This window comes from Azospirillum lipoferum, from assembly GCF_024170005.1.
GTDB classification, from domain to species: Bacteria; Pseudomonadota; Alphaproteobacteria; order Azospirillales; family Azospirillaceae; genus Azospirillum; species Azospirillum lipoferum.
Map to the genome: position 1 here is coordinate 112,597 of NZ_JALJXJ010000020.1, position 14,184 is coordinate 126,780.

Below are 14,184 nucleotides of genomic sequence, written 5' to 3' on the forward strand. Positions count from 1 at the left end.
TTCGTTCGCTCGAGTCAGGTGAGTGGCTTGCGGGCCTGCGCAAATTGCCCATGCGGGTGCCCTCCCTTTGCGCAGGAACACGAAAGGCGGTAGGCCGATCCGCCGGCCACCGCCTTTCGCTCTTGTGCCAAGGGGGCAGATCCCGTCAGTTGGCGGGGCCCAGGAAGACGCTGTCGCGGCTGTTCTTCTCGGCCGTGCCGGTGTCGGACAGCTGGAAGGTCAGCGGCAGCGAGGCGGCGGTGACCGCGCTGCGCGGCGCCGTCACATAGACGCGGTAGGTGGCGACACTGTCCGGCTCCGCCGAAATGGTGGCGGTGTGGGCGGCGGTCTCCTCCTCCGCCTCGCCGATCACCTTGATGTCGGCGGTGGGCAGGCCGGCGACGCTGAGGGTGTAGGAGCGGTTCTGCCGGGTCTTGTTGGCGACCTTGAAGGTGTAGGCGTTGCGGATCGACCCGTCCGACAGCGTGACGAACAGCGGGGCGCGATCCCGCAGCACGGTGATGTTCAGGCTGGGGCGCAGGGCGAAGCTCCAGGCCATCGCACCGCCGATGACCAGCATCAGCAGGGCATAGACGATGACGCGCGGACGGACCAGACGCCACTGATAGGACTTGCCGGAGGCCCGGGTGTCCTGGGCAGCCAGCGAATCGAAGGCGATCAGGCGGGTGGGCAGGCCCTGCTGGATCATGATGCTGTCGCAGGCGTCGACGCACAGGCCGCAGTTGATGCAGTCCGACTGTTCGCCGGTGCGGACATCGATGCCCATCGGGCAGACCTGCACGCACTGGCCGCAGTCGATGCAGTCGCCGAAGCCCTGGGCGCGGCGTTCGTCCCAGCTCTGCGACTTGCGCTTCGGGCCGCGGTTGTCGCCGCGGTCGGCCTGATAGGTAACGACCAGCGAATGTTCGTCCAGCATGGCGGACTGGATGCGCGGCCAGGGGCACATGTACATGCACATCTGCTCGCGGGTCCAGCCGGCCATCACATAGGTCATGCCGACGAAGATGCCGAAGAAGGACGTCGCCTCGTAGCTGGCCTGGAAGGTGGCCAGGTCGCGCAGCAGGGCCGGGGCGTCGGTGAAATAGGCGAGGAAGCCGAAACCGGTGACGAGGCTCAGCGCCAGCCAGCCGGCATGCTTGCCGGTCTTGCGCAGGAGCTTGCGCATGGTCCAGGGCTGCTTTTCCATGCGGATGCGCTCCGCCCGGTCGCCTTCGAAGACGCGCTCGATCCAGACGAACAGGTCGGTCCACACCGTGTGCGGGCAGGCGAAACCGCACCAGACGCGCCCCGCCAGCGCCGTCGCCAGGAACAGGCCCAGCGCCGCGACGATCAGGATGCCGGTGAGGTAATAGATCTCCTGCGGCCAGATCTCGATCCAGAACAGGAAGAAGCGCGGAGTCGTCAGGTCGAACAGCACCGCCTGGGCCGGGGCCTCGGGACCGCGTTCCCACCGGATCCAGGGGGCGATGAAGAACAGCGCCAGAAGAACGGAGAAGGTGACCGTCTTCAGGCGGCGATAGAGGCCCTTGACCGCCTTCGGATGGATCGTCTTATGGCTTTCGTACAGCGGGACCTTGGCGGGTTGGGCTGAGCCCTGCTGAACGATGCTTCCGTCTGGCATGTCGATGCGCCTGATATCCGGTTCCACGTTGGCGCGGAGCATAGTCGACCGCCGATGCGGCGTGTTTGACCTCTGTCAAACAACGTCGATATTCGGAAAAGCCCCTTCAGACCCGAGGCTCTCCACCGGTCCGAGGGATCCGCGTTTCGCGGGTCCGTTAATACTGTGACGGCAGGCCTATCCACAAGCTCATTGTTGTCTGTCTTTAACGGTATTACTTACAATACTGCTACTATACTGTATCAAAAAGCGACAATCAGCACCACGTACCGTCCTAGCTTGCCGATGGTCACCAGCAACAGGAACAATCGCAGGTCGACGCGCAGGATGCCGGCGACGAGCGTCAGCGGATCGCCGATCACCGGCACCCAGGCCATCAGCAACGACCAGACGCCGAAACGCTGGTACCATCCGGTCGCCCGTTCCACCAGCGGGCGGGAAACCGGGAACCAGCGCCGATCCTGGAAATGCATCAGATAGCGGCCGAGCGCCCAGTTGATCGTGGAGCCCGCGACATTGCCGACGGTCGCCACCAGGATCAGCAGCCCGTCATGGTAGTTGCCGGAGGCGTGCAGCCCGGCGAGCAGAAGCTCGGACTGAGCAGGAAAAATCGTCGCGGCCACCAACGCCACCAGGAACAGGCTGCCATAGGCCGCGACATCCGCCATCGTGCAAATCCCTTTCCCGGCAACGGCTTGGCCGCCGCATGGCTCGACAGACGCTGGATTAGGCTTCGCCGTCGCACAAAATCAAGGGTTCCTTGATTACATGTCCTGCCAGCCGCCGCTGTCAGCCGCCGCTGTCAGCCGGCACTATCAGCCGGCATTCTGTGGCCGGGGCATCCAGTCTGTCGGCAATGTTTCCCGCAACGCCTGCCGGATGATGGTCGCGAGATGATCGCCAATCGGGTTCGGCCCCTTGCCGGACCGGAAAAGCCGGAGGCCGAGAGAGGGAAGTTGCGGCAAGCCATGGGCCATGGGATCGAGCACGCGCACGGCCGGCGGCCGTCCCATCGGCGTTCGCAAGGCAATGCCGAGCCCCGCCGCCGTCGCCGCCCAGAGGCCGCCCAGGCTCGGGCTGATGAAGGCGATGCGCCAGGCAATCCCCTGCCGGTCGAGATGGTCGCAGGCGATGGTGCGCAGGAGGCAGGGCGCCTCCAATGCGGCAAGCGGCAAGGGTTCGTTTCCGTCGGCCCGCCAGACCGGTTCCTCCGCCGAAGCACCCAGCCAGCACAGCGGTAGCGATGCAATCCTCTCGCTGGCCGACGCGGTGCCGTCATCCCAAGCCAGCGCCAGATCGAGATGGCCGGAGGCGATTTTCTCACACAACTCGCTGTTGCGGGCGATGCGTCCCTCGATCCGGACCCTGGGATGGGCGCGGGCGAAGCGGCCGAGCACCTGCGGCAGCACGGTCTCGCCGAAATCCTCCTGGATGCCGAGACGGATCCAGCCCTCCAGCTCCGCGCCACGAACGGCGCTCATCGCCTCGTCATTGAGGTTCAGCAGGCGTCTGGCATAGGACAGCAGCACTTCACCGCCATCGGTGAGCGTCAACCCGCGGCCCGATTTGCGCACAAGCGCCGTTCCGGCCTGCTCCTCCAGCTTCTTGAGCTGTGCGCTGACCGCCGAGGTCGAGCGCCCAAGACGATCGGCGGCCTGGGCGAAGGAGCCCGCGTCGATGCCGGCGACGAAACTGCGCAGCGCATCCATGTCGAGATTGGTCAGACGCATCACAATAGTCCCGCAAAACAGGATCATACATTCAGAATAATCTGATTATCGGGACGATCCTGGTGCCCCATACTGTCTCTGTCAATCGCTTTCACAGGAGCGGCGCAGCATGCCCTTCACCCGTATTTCTCTGCTCGCGGGCAAGTCTCCAGCCTACCTCGCGGCCATATCCTACGCTCTTGACCGGGCGCTCGTGGATTGTTTCGAAGTTCCGGAAAAGGACCGCTTCGCTGCGATACATCAGCATCAGCCGGGGGAGCTGATTTTCGACCGTACTTATCGTGGCGGTCCCCGCTCGGACGACTACATCTTCTTCCACATCACCACGGGAAAGGCGCGATCGGCTGAAACAAAGGCCCGTTTCTTCCGGCGTCTGGTCGAGAATCTCGCGGCGTCGCCGGGTGTCCGGCCGGAGGACGTGATGATTGCGATCACCAATTCGACCTTCGAAGACTGGTCCTTCGCATCCGGCCTGTCCGCCGGCCTGCCGGTGGAGGAGGGCTGCCGATGACCGGCTATTTCGAAATGCAACCGTCCTGCCCGCCGGTCATGACCGTCCGACGTGCCGGCGAGAGCATTGCCGCAGCGCCCGAGGGGATCGCCAGCGGCACCTTCCTCGCCCAGATGCTGCTGTCGAGCCGGACCGATGGCGAAATGACGGCGATGCGCGCCTTCGTTCCGCCGGGTGTCGTGACCCATTGGCACAGCCATCCGTCCGGGCAGCTTCTGTTCGTGCTTGATGGCGTCGGCTTCGTTCAACGCGCTGGCGGCGAACCGGTCGAGGTCCGTACCGGCGACGCCGTCTGGTTTGCGCCCGGTGAACGCCACTGGCATGGCGCGGCACCGTCCAGTCCGTTCAGTTACGTCAGCGTCCAACCGGTCCGGGGCGGCGCCGCCGTCCATTGGATGGAAGCCGTCGAACAGGAGGATCTTCCACGATGATCGCGATGCAGTACAGCTTCGTGCTGCCGGCCGATTACGACATGACGATCATCGATCGCCGCGTTCGTGAGAAAGGGCCGCTGCTCGATGGCTTTCCACGCCTGCGCTTCAAAGCCTATCTTGCCGCAAGAAAGCAGGATGCCGGCTTTGCCAGCGCTGAAAACCTCTATGCGCCCTTCTATCTGTGGGATGAACCGGAAGGGATCGACGCCTTTCTTTCCAGCCCGGGATTTGCGGCGGTGTCGCGCGATTTCGGCTGGCCGTCGGTGCAGACATGGCTGGTTCGCCACGCCGAACTGACGGCAGATCTGAAAGCCGCCACACACGCCATCCGCGAGACTGCGCCGATTGCACCCTATTCGGATCTGGCATCACAACGAGACAGGGCCATTACAGCGGCAAAGTCGGCGATCGAGGCTGGCGCACTGGCCGCCATCGCTGCATTCGATCCGACGAAATGGATGATGGCCAAATTCACCCTTTGGCCGAGGCTGCCGCCATTGCTGCCGGAGACGATGCAAATCTACACCGTCGGACACATCTCGCTGCCGGACGAGCCGTGAGGCTGCGCATCGACGGCACGGAGATGGTGGAAGGGGCTGGATTCGAACCAGCGTACGCTAACGCGGGCAGATTTACAGTCTGCTGCCTTTAACCACTCGGCCACCCTTCCATCGGGGCGCAGAGGAGTAGCCTTTCGATAGGGGAGCGTCAAGCCCCTTTCATACGGAAATTGCAGGCGGAAGCACGGCAACAAAAAACCTCCGCCCCACAGGGGGACGGAGGTTTTCAAAGGGGCTTTCTAAAACCCGCTTTTTCAAAATCCGCTCAGTTCGGGCGGCGCGAGGCACGGTGCGCGGGGATCGGGATCGGGCGGATCGCCTGCTCCTCGCGACGGCTGGCCGACATGTCGATCTCCACGCGGGCCAGGGCCTTGCGCAGTTCGTGCACGGTGTCGGACAGCGCCTGGATCGTCGCCTCGCTCGGCTGCTGACGCCAGCCGCGATAGGCCGAGATGCAGGCCTTGGCGGTGTCGCGCAGGCGGCCTTCCACCGCATCCACCGGCGGGGTCGGCTGGCCGGGAGTGCGCGGGGCCTCCACGGCGGCCGGCGCCGATGCTGCGGCGGGAACCGGTGCGGGAGTTGCCGCGGGAGCCGGGGCGGGCTCCGGACGGTTCAGGCGCAGCGTTTCCGTCGGGGTCGGGGCCGGAGCGGGGGCGGCGGCCGGAGCCTCCGCCGGAGCCTGTTCGGCAGCCGGTTCCGTCCGCGGGGCGCGGGTCAGCGTGGCACGGCCGGTCCGGCCGGCGGTACGGCGCGGTTCGGCCGGGGCCTCCGGCACCGTGGCGGTTGGAGTTGCGGCGGCGGGAGCGGCGGCCGGCGTTTCGACCGGCGCCTCGGCAGTCACCGGAGCGGACGCCTCACCGGCCGGTTCCGATGCTGTGGAAGCGGTGGCGTCGGCGGTCTGCGCATCGTCCTGCGTCCCTTCACCAGGGGCGGCATCGCCTTGGCCGCTGGCGGCCTCCGCCTTCTTGATGATGTAGGAGATGGCGCTGGGGGTGCATTCGAATTCGCGCGCGATGGCCGAAAGGGTTGCACCGCTGCGGTAGCGATCAAGAATTTGGGGCCACGCCGACTGCGGAATGCGCCCACGCTTCTTGGGAGACTCCGGTTCGCTCCCGGTTTCTGCGTTCATTATATCGCTCGGTTGCCAAAGTGAATTTTCAGTCATTCGTCAGCATGTCCACCCGGACCGCACGCTTCCGACGCGGGACCACGCGGGCGCGTGCGTCAGCAGCATCGAGGCTTCACGCTGGCGGGCGATGTTTTCGGTATGGACGACTATCGGAAACTCTTCTCAAAAATGCCAGCATAACTTTGCACGGAATCGTGATTTTGTGTCCGGTGTCACAACGGGGCACGAGGCTTGGTGGAGGCTCGAGGTTTTAAAAACCGCAGGCCGCCCGAAACCCACGGTGGCAGAAATCCGCCGCCGGTATCGTCTCGTTGCCGTACTTTTGAAAAGTGCGATGGACCCCGGACGGGGGGTCCGGTGTTTCCAGTTTGAGAAAACAGCCCCGGCCGGGGCCGCAGCCCCATTGTTCCCGCCCAACCGTTTTCGCGGAGACCGTCCATGCCGCATGCGTCCGTGCCGCGTTCGTACCCGATCTTCCGACGCCTTCCGGCCGCGGCGCTGTGCGCGTTGCTGTCCGGCGCGATGCTGCTGCCGGTTTTTCCCGTGGGACAGGCCGCCGCACAGGACGCATCCGCCGGGTCGCCGCCCGGGGCGAGCAGGACCTACTCGCCGCCGTCCTTCCGCGACCTTGCCCGCACGCAGATCGACACGGTGGTCAACATCTCCAGCACCCAGGCGCCCCAGGCCTCGGCCGGCGGCGGACGCCTGCCGGAGGGGATGGACATCCCGCCCGGTTCGCCGCTGGAGGAGTTCTTCCGCGAGTTCCGCAACCGGCAGCGGGGCGGCCAGGGCGACGGCTCTCCGGAAAGCGGTCCGAACGGCGGCCCCCAGGGCGGCGGCCCCCAGGGCTTGCCGAGCATGGCGCTCGGCTCCGGCTTTATCATCGATCCGTCGGGCCTGGTCGTCACCAACAACCATGTCGTTTCCGACGCGGCCGAGATCGCCGTCACCCTGCATGACGGCACCAAGCTGCCGGCCAAGCTGGTGGGGTCCGATGCGCCGACCGACCTCGCCCTGCTGAAGGTCGAGAGCAACAAGCCATTGACCGCCGCCCATTGGGGCGACAGTGAGACGGTGGAGGTCGGCGACTGGGTGGTCGCCATCGGCAACCCCTTCGGCCTTGGCGGTTCGGTGACGGCCGGCATCCTGTCGGCCCGCGCCCGCGACATCCAGCAGGGCCCCTATGACGAGTATCTGCAGACCGACGCCGCCATCAACCGCGGCAATTCCGGCGGCCCGCTCTATGACGCCAACGGTGGGGTGATCGGCATCAACACGGCCATCTACTCGCCGACCGGCGGATCGGTCGGCATCGGCTTCGCCATTCCGTCCTCGCTGGCCAAGCCGATCATCGACCAGCTGAAGGAGGACGGGAAAGTGCGGCGCGGCTGGCTGGGCGTCCAGGTCCAGCGGGTGACGCCGGACATCGCCGAAAGCCTGGGCGTGGAGGGCACCGGCGGCGCGCTGGTCACCAGCGTCTCGCCCGACAGTCCGGCGGCCTCGGCCGGCCTGCGCCAGGGCGACGTCATCACCGCCTTCAACGGCGACCCGCTGGAGCAGATGCGCCAGCTTCCCCGCCTCGTCGCCTCGGCCGAAATCGGCCGCACCGTGCCGATGACCCTGTTGCGCGGCGGCAAGCAGCAGTCGATCCAGGTTACCGTCGGCGAACTGCGCAACGAGCCGCAGCAGCTGGCGATGTCGGGGTCGAGCGGCGCCCCTCGCTCCGCCCAGCCGGAGGAGAGCAAGTCGGCGCTCGGCCTGAAGCTGGCTCCGCTGACCCCCGGCCTGCGCGAAACCTTCTCCATCGGTGAGGATGTCGACGGGCTGGTGGTGACGGAGGTCGACCGCGACAGCCCGGCCTCGCAGCGCGGGCTCGATCTCGGCGACGTCATCGTCGAAGCCGGGCAGGAGCCGGTGGCAACCGCCGCCGATCTGGAAAGCCGCATCGCCAAGGCGAAGGAGCAGGGACGCAAGACCCTGCTGATGCTGGTCAGCCGCGGCGGCGATCTGCGTTACGTGCCGCTTCCGTTGGACGGCAAGAAGGGTTAATCCGGCCGCCGCGCAATCGGATCGGACGGAAGCGGGGATCTGCCCCGCTTCCGTCTCTTCCTTTTCCGCTACCGTTCGCCGCGCCGCGAGAGTAATTTGCCGCCCGTTTGGCGAATGGGATGGCAAACCGTGAGCATTTATCCGGAGAACGGCCAGCCGGTGCGGCTGTCGGTCGTTGTCCCCGTTTTCAACGAGGCCGAGAACGTGCTGCCGCTGCTCGAAGAGATCGAGCGGGCACTGTCTCCGGTCGGCGGTTTCGAGGTCATCTTCGTCGACGACCAGTCGGACGACGATACCCAGGCGCGCCTTGCCCCGGCGGTCGAGACCGGCCGGCTGCGCGTGCTGCGCCATGTCCACCGGTCCGGCCAGAGTGCGGCGGTGCGCAGCGGCGTCAAGGCGGCGCGCGGCGAGTTCGTGGTGACGCTCGACGGCGACGGCCAGAACGACCCGGCCGACATCCCGGCGCTGTTCGCCCTGGTGTCGACGGGCGAGGCTGGAGCGCCGGTGCTGGTCGGCGGCCTGCGGAAGAAGCGGCAGGACACCCTGTCGAAGCGCTGGGCCTCCAAGATCGCCAATGCCATCCGCCAGTCCTTCCTGCAGGACGGCTGCACCGACAGCGGCTGCGGACTGAAGCTGTTCCGTCGCGACGCCTTCCTCGATCTGCCCTTCTTCGGGGCGATGCACCGCTTCCTGCCGGCGCTGTTCCGTGCCCACGGCCACCCTGTGGCCTATGTGCCGGTGAACCATCGCCCGCGCGAGCGTGGCGTGTCAAAATACAACAACTGGCGGCGCGGGCTGATCGGCGTGGTCGATCTGCTGGGCGTTTACTGGCTGAAGCGGCGGACGAAGCTGTCCCCGGTTTCCGAACGCCTCTGACATCTTTCAAAGCCGGTCGACCTTTAGCGACCCAGTCGGGACAGGAATTTTACGATGATCGAGCGCGCCGCCGCGTGGTTCCAGGGGCAAAGCACCACCGACCTGATCTGGGTCGGCATCGGCTTCTTCGCCCAGATCATGTTCACCATGCGCTTTCTCGTGCAGTGGATCGCCAGCGAAAAGGCGCGCCGCAGCGTGGTGCCGGAGATGTTCTGGTACTTCTCGCTGGGCGGCGGCGTCCTGCTGTTCGCCTATGCCTTCTACCGCTTCGACCCTGTCTTCATGCTGGGGCAGGGCATGGGTCTGGTGATCTACGCCCGCAACGTCTATTTCGTCTGGTCGCACAAGAAGTCGCAGGCCACCGGCGACGCGGTGCCGAGCAAGCCGTGACCGCAGCGTCCTCGTCCTCGTCCTCGTCCTCTCAGCCGAACAGCCTGCCGATCTGGGCCTATGCGCTGCTGGCGCTGATCGCCGCGGCGCTGTTCCTGCCGGGATTCACCGTCCTGCCGCCCTTCGACCGGGACGAGGCGCGTTTTGCCCAGGCATCCTCGCAGATGCTGGACAGCGGCAACTATGTCGACATCCGTTTCCAGGATGAGACCCGCTACAAGAAGCCGGTCGGCATTTATTGGTTGCAGAGTGCCGCGACCGCCGCCGCCGATGCCGTGCGCGGCATTCCGGTCGGCGCCGACAAGGTCATCTGGACCTACCGCATCCCCTCCTTCCTGGGCGCCATCCTTGCCGTTCTCGCCAGCGCCTGGACGGCGGCGCGGCTGTTCGGCGGGCCGGCCGGTTTCGTCGCCGGGCTGATGATGGCCTCCTGCGTCGTGCTGGGGGTCGAGGCGCGGATGGCCAAGACGGACGCCGTGCTGCTCGCCACCGTGGTGATCGGGCAGGCCGCACTCGCCCATCTCTATCTCGGCCGCCGCGAGCAGGTCCCCGCCGGACGGGCTGCCTGGACCACGCCGCTGGTCTTCTGGATCGCCGCCGGCATCGGCGTGCTGGTCAAGGGGCCGATGGTCCTGCTGGTGTCCGGCAGCACGGCGCTGGTGCTGGCCCTCTGGGATCGCGAGGCGGGATGGCTGAAGCGGCTGAAGCCGTTGGCGGGGCTCGGCATCGTCGTCGCCATCGCCGCCCCCTGGCTGATCGCCATCGCCATCAAGAGCAAGGGCGCCTTCTTCGCCGAATCCGTCGGCCACGACATGCTGGGCAAGGTGTCGGGCGGGCAGGAGGGCAAGGGGCTGCCGCCCGGCTATTACCTCGGCACCTTCTGGGTGACCTTCGCCCCCTGGTCGCTGCTGGCCCTGCTTGCGGTTCCGTGGGTGTGGGCGCGGCGCCGGCTGGATGCCGTGCGTTTCTGCATCGCCTGGATCATCCCGAGCTGGCTGGTGTTCGAGGCGGTGCCGACCAAGCTGCTGCACTATACCCTGCCGGTCTTCCCGGCCATTGCCGCCATCGCTGCGGCCGCCCTGATCGACGGCTTCGACCGCAGCCGTGACCGGCCGCGCCGCTGGCTGGTCGCGGTGGCGGTGGCGCTCGGCGCAATCGGTTTCGGCGCCCTGGTTCTGGCGGTGGCGGTGATCCCCTGGCTGGTCGACCGCCGGATCGATCCGGTCGGCGTGGCGCTGGTGCCGGCGGTGGGGGGCCTGTTCGCCCTGTCCCTGCGCTCGCTGCTGCGGGGGGAGCGGCGGACCGGGCTTGCCGCCGGGGTTGGTGCCGCGGCGCTGCTCTATGCCGGGACCTATGCCGCCGTGCTGCCGAACATCGACGGCGTGTGGGTCAGCCGGCAGGCCGCCCGCGCGGTGGCCCAGGTCCGGCCCTGCCCGGACAGCGTGGTGGCCGCCGCCGGCTATTCGGAGCCGAGCTTGGTCTTCCTGCTCGGCACGCCGACCAAGCTGGTCCATGGAGCGGGCGCCGCCGCGCATCTGACGGCGGACCGCGCCTGCGCTCTCGCCCTGGTTGAGGACCGGGAGGCGCCGGCCTTCCTCGACAGCCTGGGCGCCGCCACGCCGCTGCCGCTGGCGGAGCTGTCGGGCTTCAACTACAACACCGGCAAACGCCTGCACCTGACGCTCTACCGCCTGCCGACCCCCTGACCTGAACCCGGTGCCGTATCGTAAGGCGGGGCCTATGCCCCCCTTGGCGATGCGGCGACCGGGGTGGGTAACGCGCCTCCGCATTGGACGGCGCGGGGGCTTTGCGTTCGACTGCCCCTTCCGATCCGTTTTCCCGGACGAAAGGTGCCTGTTCGATGACCCGCGTTGCCTTCCCTGCCAAGATCGCCGTCTCCGCTTTCGCCGCCACGCTGGCGGTGACGGCGCTGTCGTTGCCGGCCCACGCCCAGAAGCAGGAATATGCGCCCTGGGTATACGACCAGATGGTGCCGACCGGCCCCCTCCTGCGCAACCTGGATCAGGCCCAGCCGCTGCCCGGCCCGGCACCGTCCCATTGGGGGGCCATGAAAGCGGGCAAGGACCGGGCCAGCATGACGCGCTATGGCACCGACGTGAAGCGGACGGATACGCACTACTCCGCTTCCCACTCGCTGACGCCGCCGCCGGTGGACCCTGCCGCCGCCAAGCGTGTGATGGCGCCGCCACAGAGTGCCGACGCTCCGCCGGTCCCGCGGACTGCGCGCCGCGACTGAGAACCGCTTAACCTTCCGGCATCTCTCCCGGCCGCCACAGCCACGCAGCGCCGCGCACGCCACTGGAATCGCCGTGGCGGGCGCGGCGCACCGGCGTGTCCAGACGGTCGCTGAAGGCCCAGGGCTGCATCGCCGCCGGCAGTCGCTCGTACAGCAGCTCCGCGTTCGACAGGCCGCCGCCCAGCACGATGACGTCGGGGTCCAGCAGGTTGGCGACCGCGGCCAGACCGCGGGCCAGCCGGCCGACCAGCCGGTCCGCCGTCGCCTTGCATCCGGCATAGCCGGAGGGGGCACCCGACGGGTCCGCGGCGCGGGTCAGGATCGTCGCGGCGTCCAGTCTCTCGCCGGTCGCCGCGAAATGGTCGGCCGCGACTGCCGGTCCGGACACGTAGTTTTCCAGGCAGCCATGCTTGCCGCAGTAGCAGGCCGGTCCTGGCCGCTCGGCGTCGGTCGGCCAGGGCAGCGGGTTGTGCCCCCACTCTCCGGCGATGGCGTTGCGTCCGCCCAGCACCCGGCCGTGAACGACGATGCCCGCCCCGCAGCCGGTGCCGAGGATCGCCGCGAACACCACGCCGCAGCCGGCCCCGGCGCCGTCGGTCGCCTCCGATACCGCAAGGCAGTTGGCGTCATTCTCGATCCGAACCGGCCGGGCGAGCGCCTGGGTCAGGTCGCGCGTGAAGTCGCGCCCGATCAGCCATGTGGAGTTGGCGTTCTTCACCAGCCCGGTAGCGGGAGAGATGGCGCCGGGAATGCCCAGGCCCACCGTCGCCTTGCCGCCGGCGGGCATTCCCTCCTCCAGCCGGGCGACCAGATCGCGGATCGTCCTGACGCTCCCGTCATAATCGCCCTTCAGCGTGGGAACTCTGTAGCGCGCCAGCTGGTTTCCCTGACGGTCGAGCAGGATGCCCTCGGTCTTGGTCCCGCCCAGGTCGATGCCGATGCGGTGCCCGCTCTCATACCCTGTTCCGGTCCCCGTTCCGGCCGGTTGCGATCCGGTGGCTGCCATGCCCTGTCATCCGTCCGACTGTCCTGTCCCCATCCATAGCGTCGCCGGCCCCCTCCCGTCCAGCGACGGACAGCGACCCTGCCCGGATGGGCGCTGTTCGAACCGGCACCCCGACCTGCGCCCGGGTTCGCGTTGCTCCCTCGTCGCGCTGATGGGACAAAACGCAAGCAGCGGCCAAATCCCATTGACCCGTCACGGCGTTCGGGTAGAAGGTCGCCGACTGTCGGGCGATGCCGATCTCCGCCCAACCCCGTCCTGTCGTACCGCGCCACCGGAGCCCCTGATGAGTCGCCAGCGCGCCGCCCTCCGCCATTCCCTCAAAGCCCTGACCGGCGCCGCTGTCCTCGGCGCGCTGCTCGCCCTGCCGGTACCGGCCGGCGCTGCCGCCAAGGAGCCCGCGAAGCCCGCCGCCGCCAAGGCGGCGCGCCCGGCGAAGTCGAGCGCCCCGGCTGCGCCCGCCTGCTACAACCGCACCGAACATGCGGCCGAGCAGCTGATGCGCCTGCATACCGAGATGATGGTCGTCGGCCTGACCTGCCGTACGGTCGTGCCGGAGAAGAAGCCGTTCGACCTGTACCAGGACTTCTCGGTCAAGAACCGCGCCCTGCTGTCCAGCTCGGAAGCGTCGCTGATCAGCTTCTACAAGCGCTCCGGCAGCGGTGGCAACGCCACGCGCCAGTTCGACATGTTCCGGACGGAACTGGCGAACGAGATCAGCCGCCGCGCCGCCACCATCGGCATCCCGCAATACTGCGCCAACTTCGTCGACCGTTCGGTCGCCGCGAAGGACCTGACGGCGGACGACCTGCGCACCCTGACCAGTGACGAGAAGGGCGCCGGCCTGATGCATCTGGCCAGCCGTCCGCTCTGCGACGTGAAGGTGGTCAGCAATCCGGACCCCGTCTTCGCCGTCGCCCAGGCCACGCCGGCTCCGGCCGCTCCGAAGGCCACGACCGCGAAGGCGAAGCCGGCCAAGGCCGCCGCTCCGGCCAAGCCGAAGCAGAAGGTCGCCGCCGCTCCGGCCAAGCAGTCCGTCGCCGTCCGCTGACGCCTCGGCCTGCTATACTGTTACGCAAGACGCCCCGCCGGCAGCTGCCGGCGGGGCGTTTCGCATTTCCGGCACCGGCTTATCCGCGTCCGGTTGTCCCGGCAGATCACGCATGCGGACAACACAAATCTGTCTTGCAAAAATCCGTCAGGCTGGTACTACCGAAAAGGTCAGGAGGGGCGCCCGCCAGCCGGCCCAGCCGGATCGCGGGAGCCGCCTCCGAACAGGAAAAATCATGGTCCGTCAGACCGATAGACGGAACTCCGGATGATAAGGCATTCCGTTTGGTGAATGGACGGGCTGCACCAGAAAGAGTGCACCAGAAAGAGTGCATCAGACAGGGGGCTGCTGTTGCGAGACCGGTGTGCCGCGTGTGCCCGTGCCGCCGCACCCTGCCTTTGCGCCGCGCTGAAGGTGGGATGAGGATATGGACTATTTTCTACAGCAATTGATCAACGGCCTTTCGCTTGGAGCGATTTACGGCCTGATCGCGATCGGCTACACGATGGTGTACGGCATCATCGGGATGATCAACTTCGCCCATGGCGAGATTTACATGATCGGCGCCTTCGT

At 67.3% G+C, this 14,184-nt stretch carries 15 protein-coding genes and 1 tRNA gene; 10 read left to right on the forward strand and 6 right to left on the reverse strand.

The features are described 5' to 3' along the window. Positions 1 to 145: 145 nt before the first annotated feature. The 3 genes from ccoG to J2848_RS32030 form a co-directional block, all read right to left on the reverse strand. Positions 146 to 1,621 (reverse strand): cytochrome c oxidase accessory protein CcoG, encoded by a 1,476-nt coding sequence (ccoG, locus tag J2848_RS32020; protein ID WP_246194364.1) that lies wholly within the window; start codon positions 1,619 to 1,621, stop codon positions 146 to 148. A 242-nt stretch (positions 1,622 to 1,863) separates the two neighbouring features. After that, positions 1,864 to 2,289, reverse strand: coding sequence for a YqaA family protein (locus J2848_RS32025; RefSeq protein WP_149234767.1), 426 nt, complete (start codon positions 2,287 to 2,289; stop codon positions 1,864 to 1,866). Between the two features lie 147 nt (positions 2,290 to 2,436). Then, a complete protein-coding gene (locus J2848_RS32030; protein ID WP_149234768.1) occupies positions 2,437 to 3,351 on the reverse strand; it encodes a LysR substrate-binding domain-containing protein in 915 nt (304 codons plus the stop codon). A 109-nt stretch (positions 3,352 to 3,460) separates the two neighbouring features. Between J2848_RS32030 and J2848_RS32035 the strand changes: the two genes are divergently transcribed. Genes J2848_RS32035 through J2848_RS32045 form a run of 3 tightly spaced genes read left to right on the forward strand, consistent with a single transcriptional unit; the run spans position 3,461 to position 4,856 of the window. Further along, complete coding sequence (locus J2848_RS32035) at positions 3,461 to 3,862, forward strand: tautomerase family protein (RefSeq protein ID WP_149234769.1); 402 nt, start codon at positions 3,461 to 3,463, stop codon at positions 3,860 to 3,862. After that, positions 3,859 to 4,293 (forward strand): cupin domain-containing protein, encoded by a 435-nt coding sequence (locus J2848_RS32040; protein WP_149234770.1) that lies wholly within the window; start codon positions 3,859 to 3,861, stop codon positions 4,291 to 4,293. The genes J2848_RS32035 and J2848_RS32040 overlap by 4 nt, the downstream gene beginning before the upstream one ends. Continuing rightward, positions 4,290 to 4,856 (forward strand): DUF4865 family protein, encoded by a 567-nt coding sequence (locus J2848_RS32045; protein WP_149234771.1) that lies wholly within the window; start codon positions 4,290 to 4,292, stop codon positions 4,854 to 4,856. The genes J2848_RS32040 and J2848_RS32045 overlap by 4 nt, the downstream gene beginning before the upstream one ends. A 24-nt stretch (positions 4,857 to 4,880) precedes the next feature. On the opposite strand, the gene J2848_RS32050 is transcribed toward J2848_RS32045, so the two are convergent. Together J2848_RS32050 and J2848_RS32055 are read right to left on the reverse strand one after the other, a co-directional pair. Continuing rightward, positions 4,881 to 4,966, reverse strand: a tRNA-Tyr gene (locus tag J2848_RS32050). 155 nt (positions 4,967 to 5,121) lie between these two features. Then, positions 5,122 to 5,985, reverse strand: coding sequence for a hypothetical protein (locus J2848_RS32055; protein ID WP_149234772.1), 864 nt, complete (start codon positions 5,983 to 5,985; stop codon positions 5,122 to 5,124). Positions 5,986 to 6,423: 438 nt separating this feature from the next. Here J2848_RS32055 and J2848_RS32060 point away from each other — a divergent pair, with 438 nt between their 5' ends. The 5 genes from J2848_RS32060 (at position 6,424) to J2848_RS32080 (ending at position 11,557) form a co-directional block, all read left to right on the forward strand. Further along, complete coding sequence (locus J2848_RS32060) at positions 6,424 to 8,034, forward strand: DegQ family serine endoprotease (protein ID WP_149234773.1); 1,611 nt, start codon at positions 6,424 to 6,426, stop codon at positions 8,032 to 8,034. A gap of 114 nt (positions 8,035 to 8,148) precedes the next feature. Continuing rightward, complete coding sequence (locus J2848_RS32065; RefSeq protein ID WP_149234774.1) at positions 8,149 to 8,910, forward strand: glycosyltransferase family 2 protein; 762 nt, start codon at positions 8,149 to 8,151, stop codon at positions 8,908 to 8,910. Between the two features lie 54 nt (positions 8,911 to 8,964). Continuing rightward, a complete protein-coding gene (locus tag J2848_RS32070) occupies positions 8,965 to 9,300 on the forward strand; it encodes a lipid-A-disaccharide synthase N-terminal domain-containing protein (protein WP_149234775.1) in 336 nt (111 codons plus the stop codon). Then, complete coding sequence (locus tag J2848_RS32075) at positions 9,297 to 11,006, forward strand: ArnT family glycosyltransferase (protein WP_149234776.1); 1,710 nt, start codon at positions 9,297 to 9,299, stop codon at positions 11,004 to 11,006. The genes J2848_RS32070 and J2848_RS32075 overlap by 4 nt, the downstream gene beginning before the upstream one ends. 155 nt (positions 11,007 to 11,161) lie before the next feature. Continuing rightward, positions 11,162 to 11,557 carry a hypothetical protein gene (locus tag J2848_RS32080; protein WP_149234777.1) on the forward strand — a complete coding sequence of 132 codons (396 nt, stop codon included), beginning with the start codon at positions 11,162 to 11,164 and terminating at the stop codon, positions 11,555 to 11,557. Between the two features lie 7 nt (positions 11,558 to 11,564). Here the strand turns inward: J2848_RS32080 and J2848_RS32085 are convergent, their stop codons facing one another. Continuing rightward, positions 11,565 to 12,563 (reverse strand): ROK family protein, encoded by a 999-nt coding sequence (locus J2848_RS32085; RefSeq protein WP_149234778.1) that lies wholly within the window; start codon positions 12,561 to 12,563, stop codon positions 11,565 to 11,567. A gap of 283 nt (positions 12,564 to 12,846) precedes the next feature. Between J2848_RS32085 and J2848_RS32090 the strand changes: the two genes are divergently transcribed. Continuing rightward, on the forward strand, positions 12,847 to 13,611 hold the full coding sequence (locus J2848_RS32090) for a hypothetical protein (RefSeq protein ID WP_246194366.1): 765 nt from the start codon (positions 12,847 to 12,849) through the stop codon (positions 13,609 to 13,611). Between the two features lie 427 nt (positions 13,612 to 14,038). Next, a partial coding sequence (locus J2848_RS32095; RefSeq protein ID WP_436232166.1) for an ABC transporter permease subunit occupies positions 14,039 to 14,184 on the forward strand: 146 nt, incomplete at its 3' end.

Excerpts from the sequence above, each read along its gene's own strand:
- ccoG (WP_246194364.1), bottom strand. The coding sequence starts at position 1,621 with ATGCCAGACGGAAGCATCGTTCAGCAGGGCTCAGCCCAACCCGCCAAG.
- J2848_RS32025 (WP_149234767.1), bottom strand. The coding sequence starts at position 2,289 with ATGGCGGATGTCGCGGCCTATGGCAGCCTGTTCCTGGTGGCGTTGGTG.
- J2848_RS32030 (WP_149234768.1), bottom strand. The coding sequence starts at position 3,351 with ATGCGTCTGACCAATCTCGACATGGATGCGCTGCGCAGTTTCGTCGCC.
- J2848_RS32035 (WP_149234769.1), top strand. The coding sequence starts at position 3,461 with ATGCCCTTCACCCGTATTTCTCTGCTCGCGGGCAAGTCTCCAGCCTAC.
- J2848_RS32040 (WP_149234770.1), top strand. The coding sequence starts at position 3,859 with ATGACCGGCTATTTCGAAATGCAACCGTCCTGCCCGCCGGTCATGACC.
- J2848_RS32045 (WP_149234771.1), top strand. The coding sequence starts at position 4,290 with ATGATCGCGATGCAGTACAGCTTCGTGCTGCCGGCCGATTACGACATG.
- J2848_RS32055 (WP_149234772.1), bottom strand. The coding sequence starts at position 5,985 with ATGAACGCAGAAACCGGGAGCGAACCGGAGTCTCCCAAGAAGCGTGGG.
- J2848_RS32060 (WP_149234773.1), top strand. The coding sequence starts at position 6,424 with ATGCCGCATGCGTCCGTGCCGCGTTCGTACCCGATCTTCCGACGCCTT.
- J2848_RS32065 (WP_149234774.1), top strand. The coding sequence starts at position 8,149 with ATGGGATGGCAAACCGTGAGCATTTATCCGGAGAACGGCCAGCCGGTG.
- J2848_RS32070 (WP_149234775.1), top strand. The coding sequence starts at position 8,965 with ATGATCGAGCGCGCCGCCGCGTGGTTCCAGGGGCAAAGCACCACCGAC.
- J2848_RS32080 (WP_149234777.1), top strand. The coding sequence starts at position 11,162 with ATGACCCGCGTTGCCTTCCCTGCCAAGATCGCCGTCTCCGCTTTCGCC.
- J2848_RS32085 (WP_149234778.1), bottom strand. The coding sequence starts at position 12,563 with ATGGCAGCCACCGGATCGCAACCGGCCGGAACGGGGACCGGAACAGGG.
- J2848_RS32090 (WP_246194366.1), top strand. The coding sequence starts at position 12,847 with ATGAGTCGCCAGCGCGCCGCCCTCCGCCATTCCCTCAAAGCCCTGACC.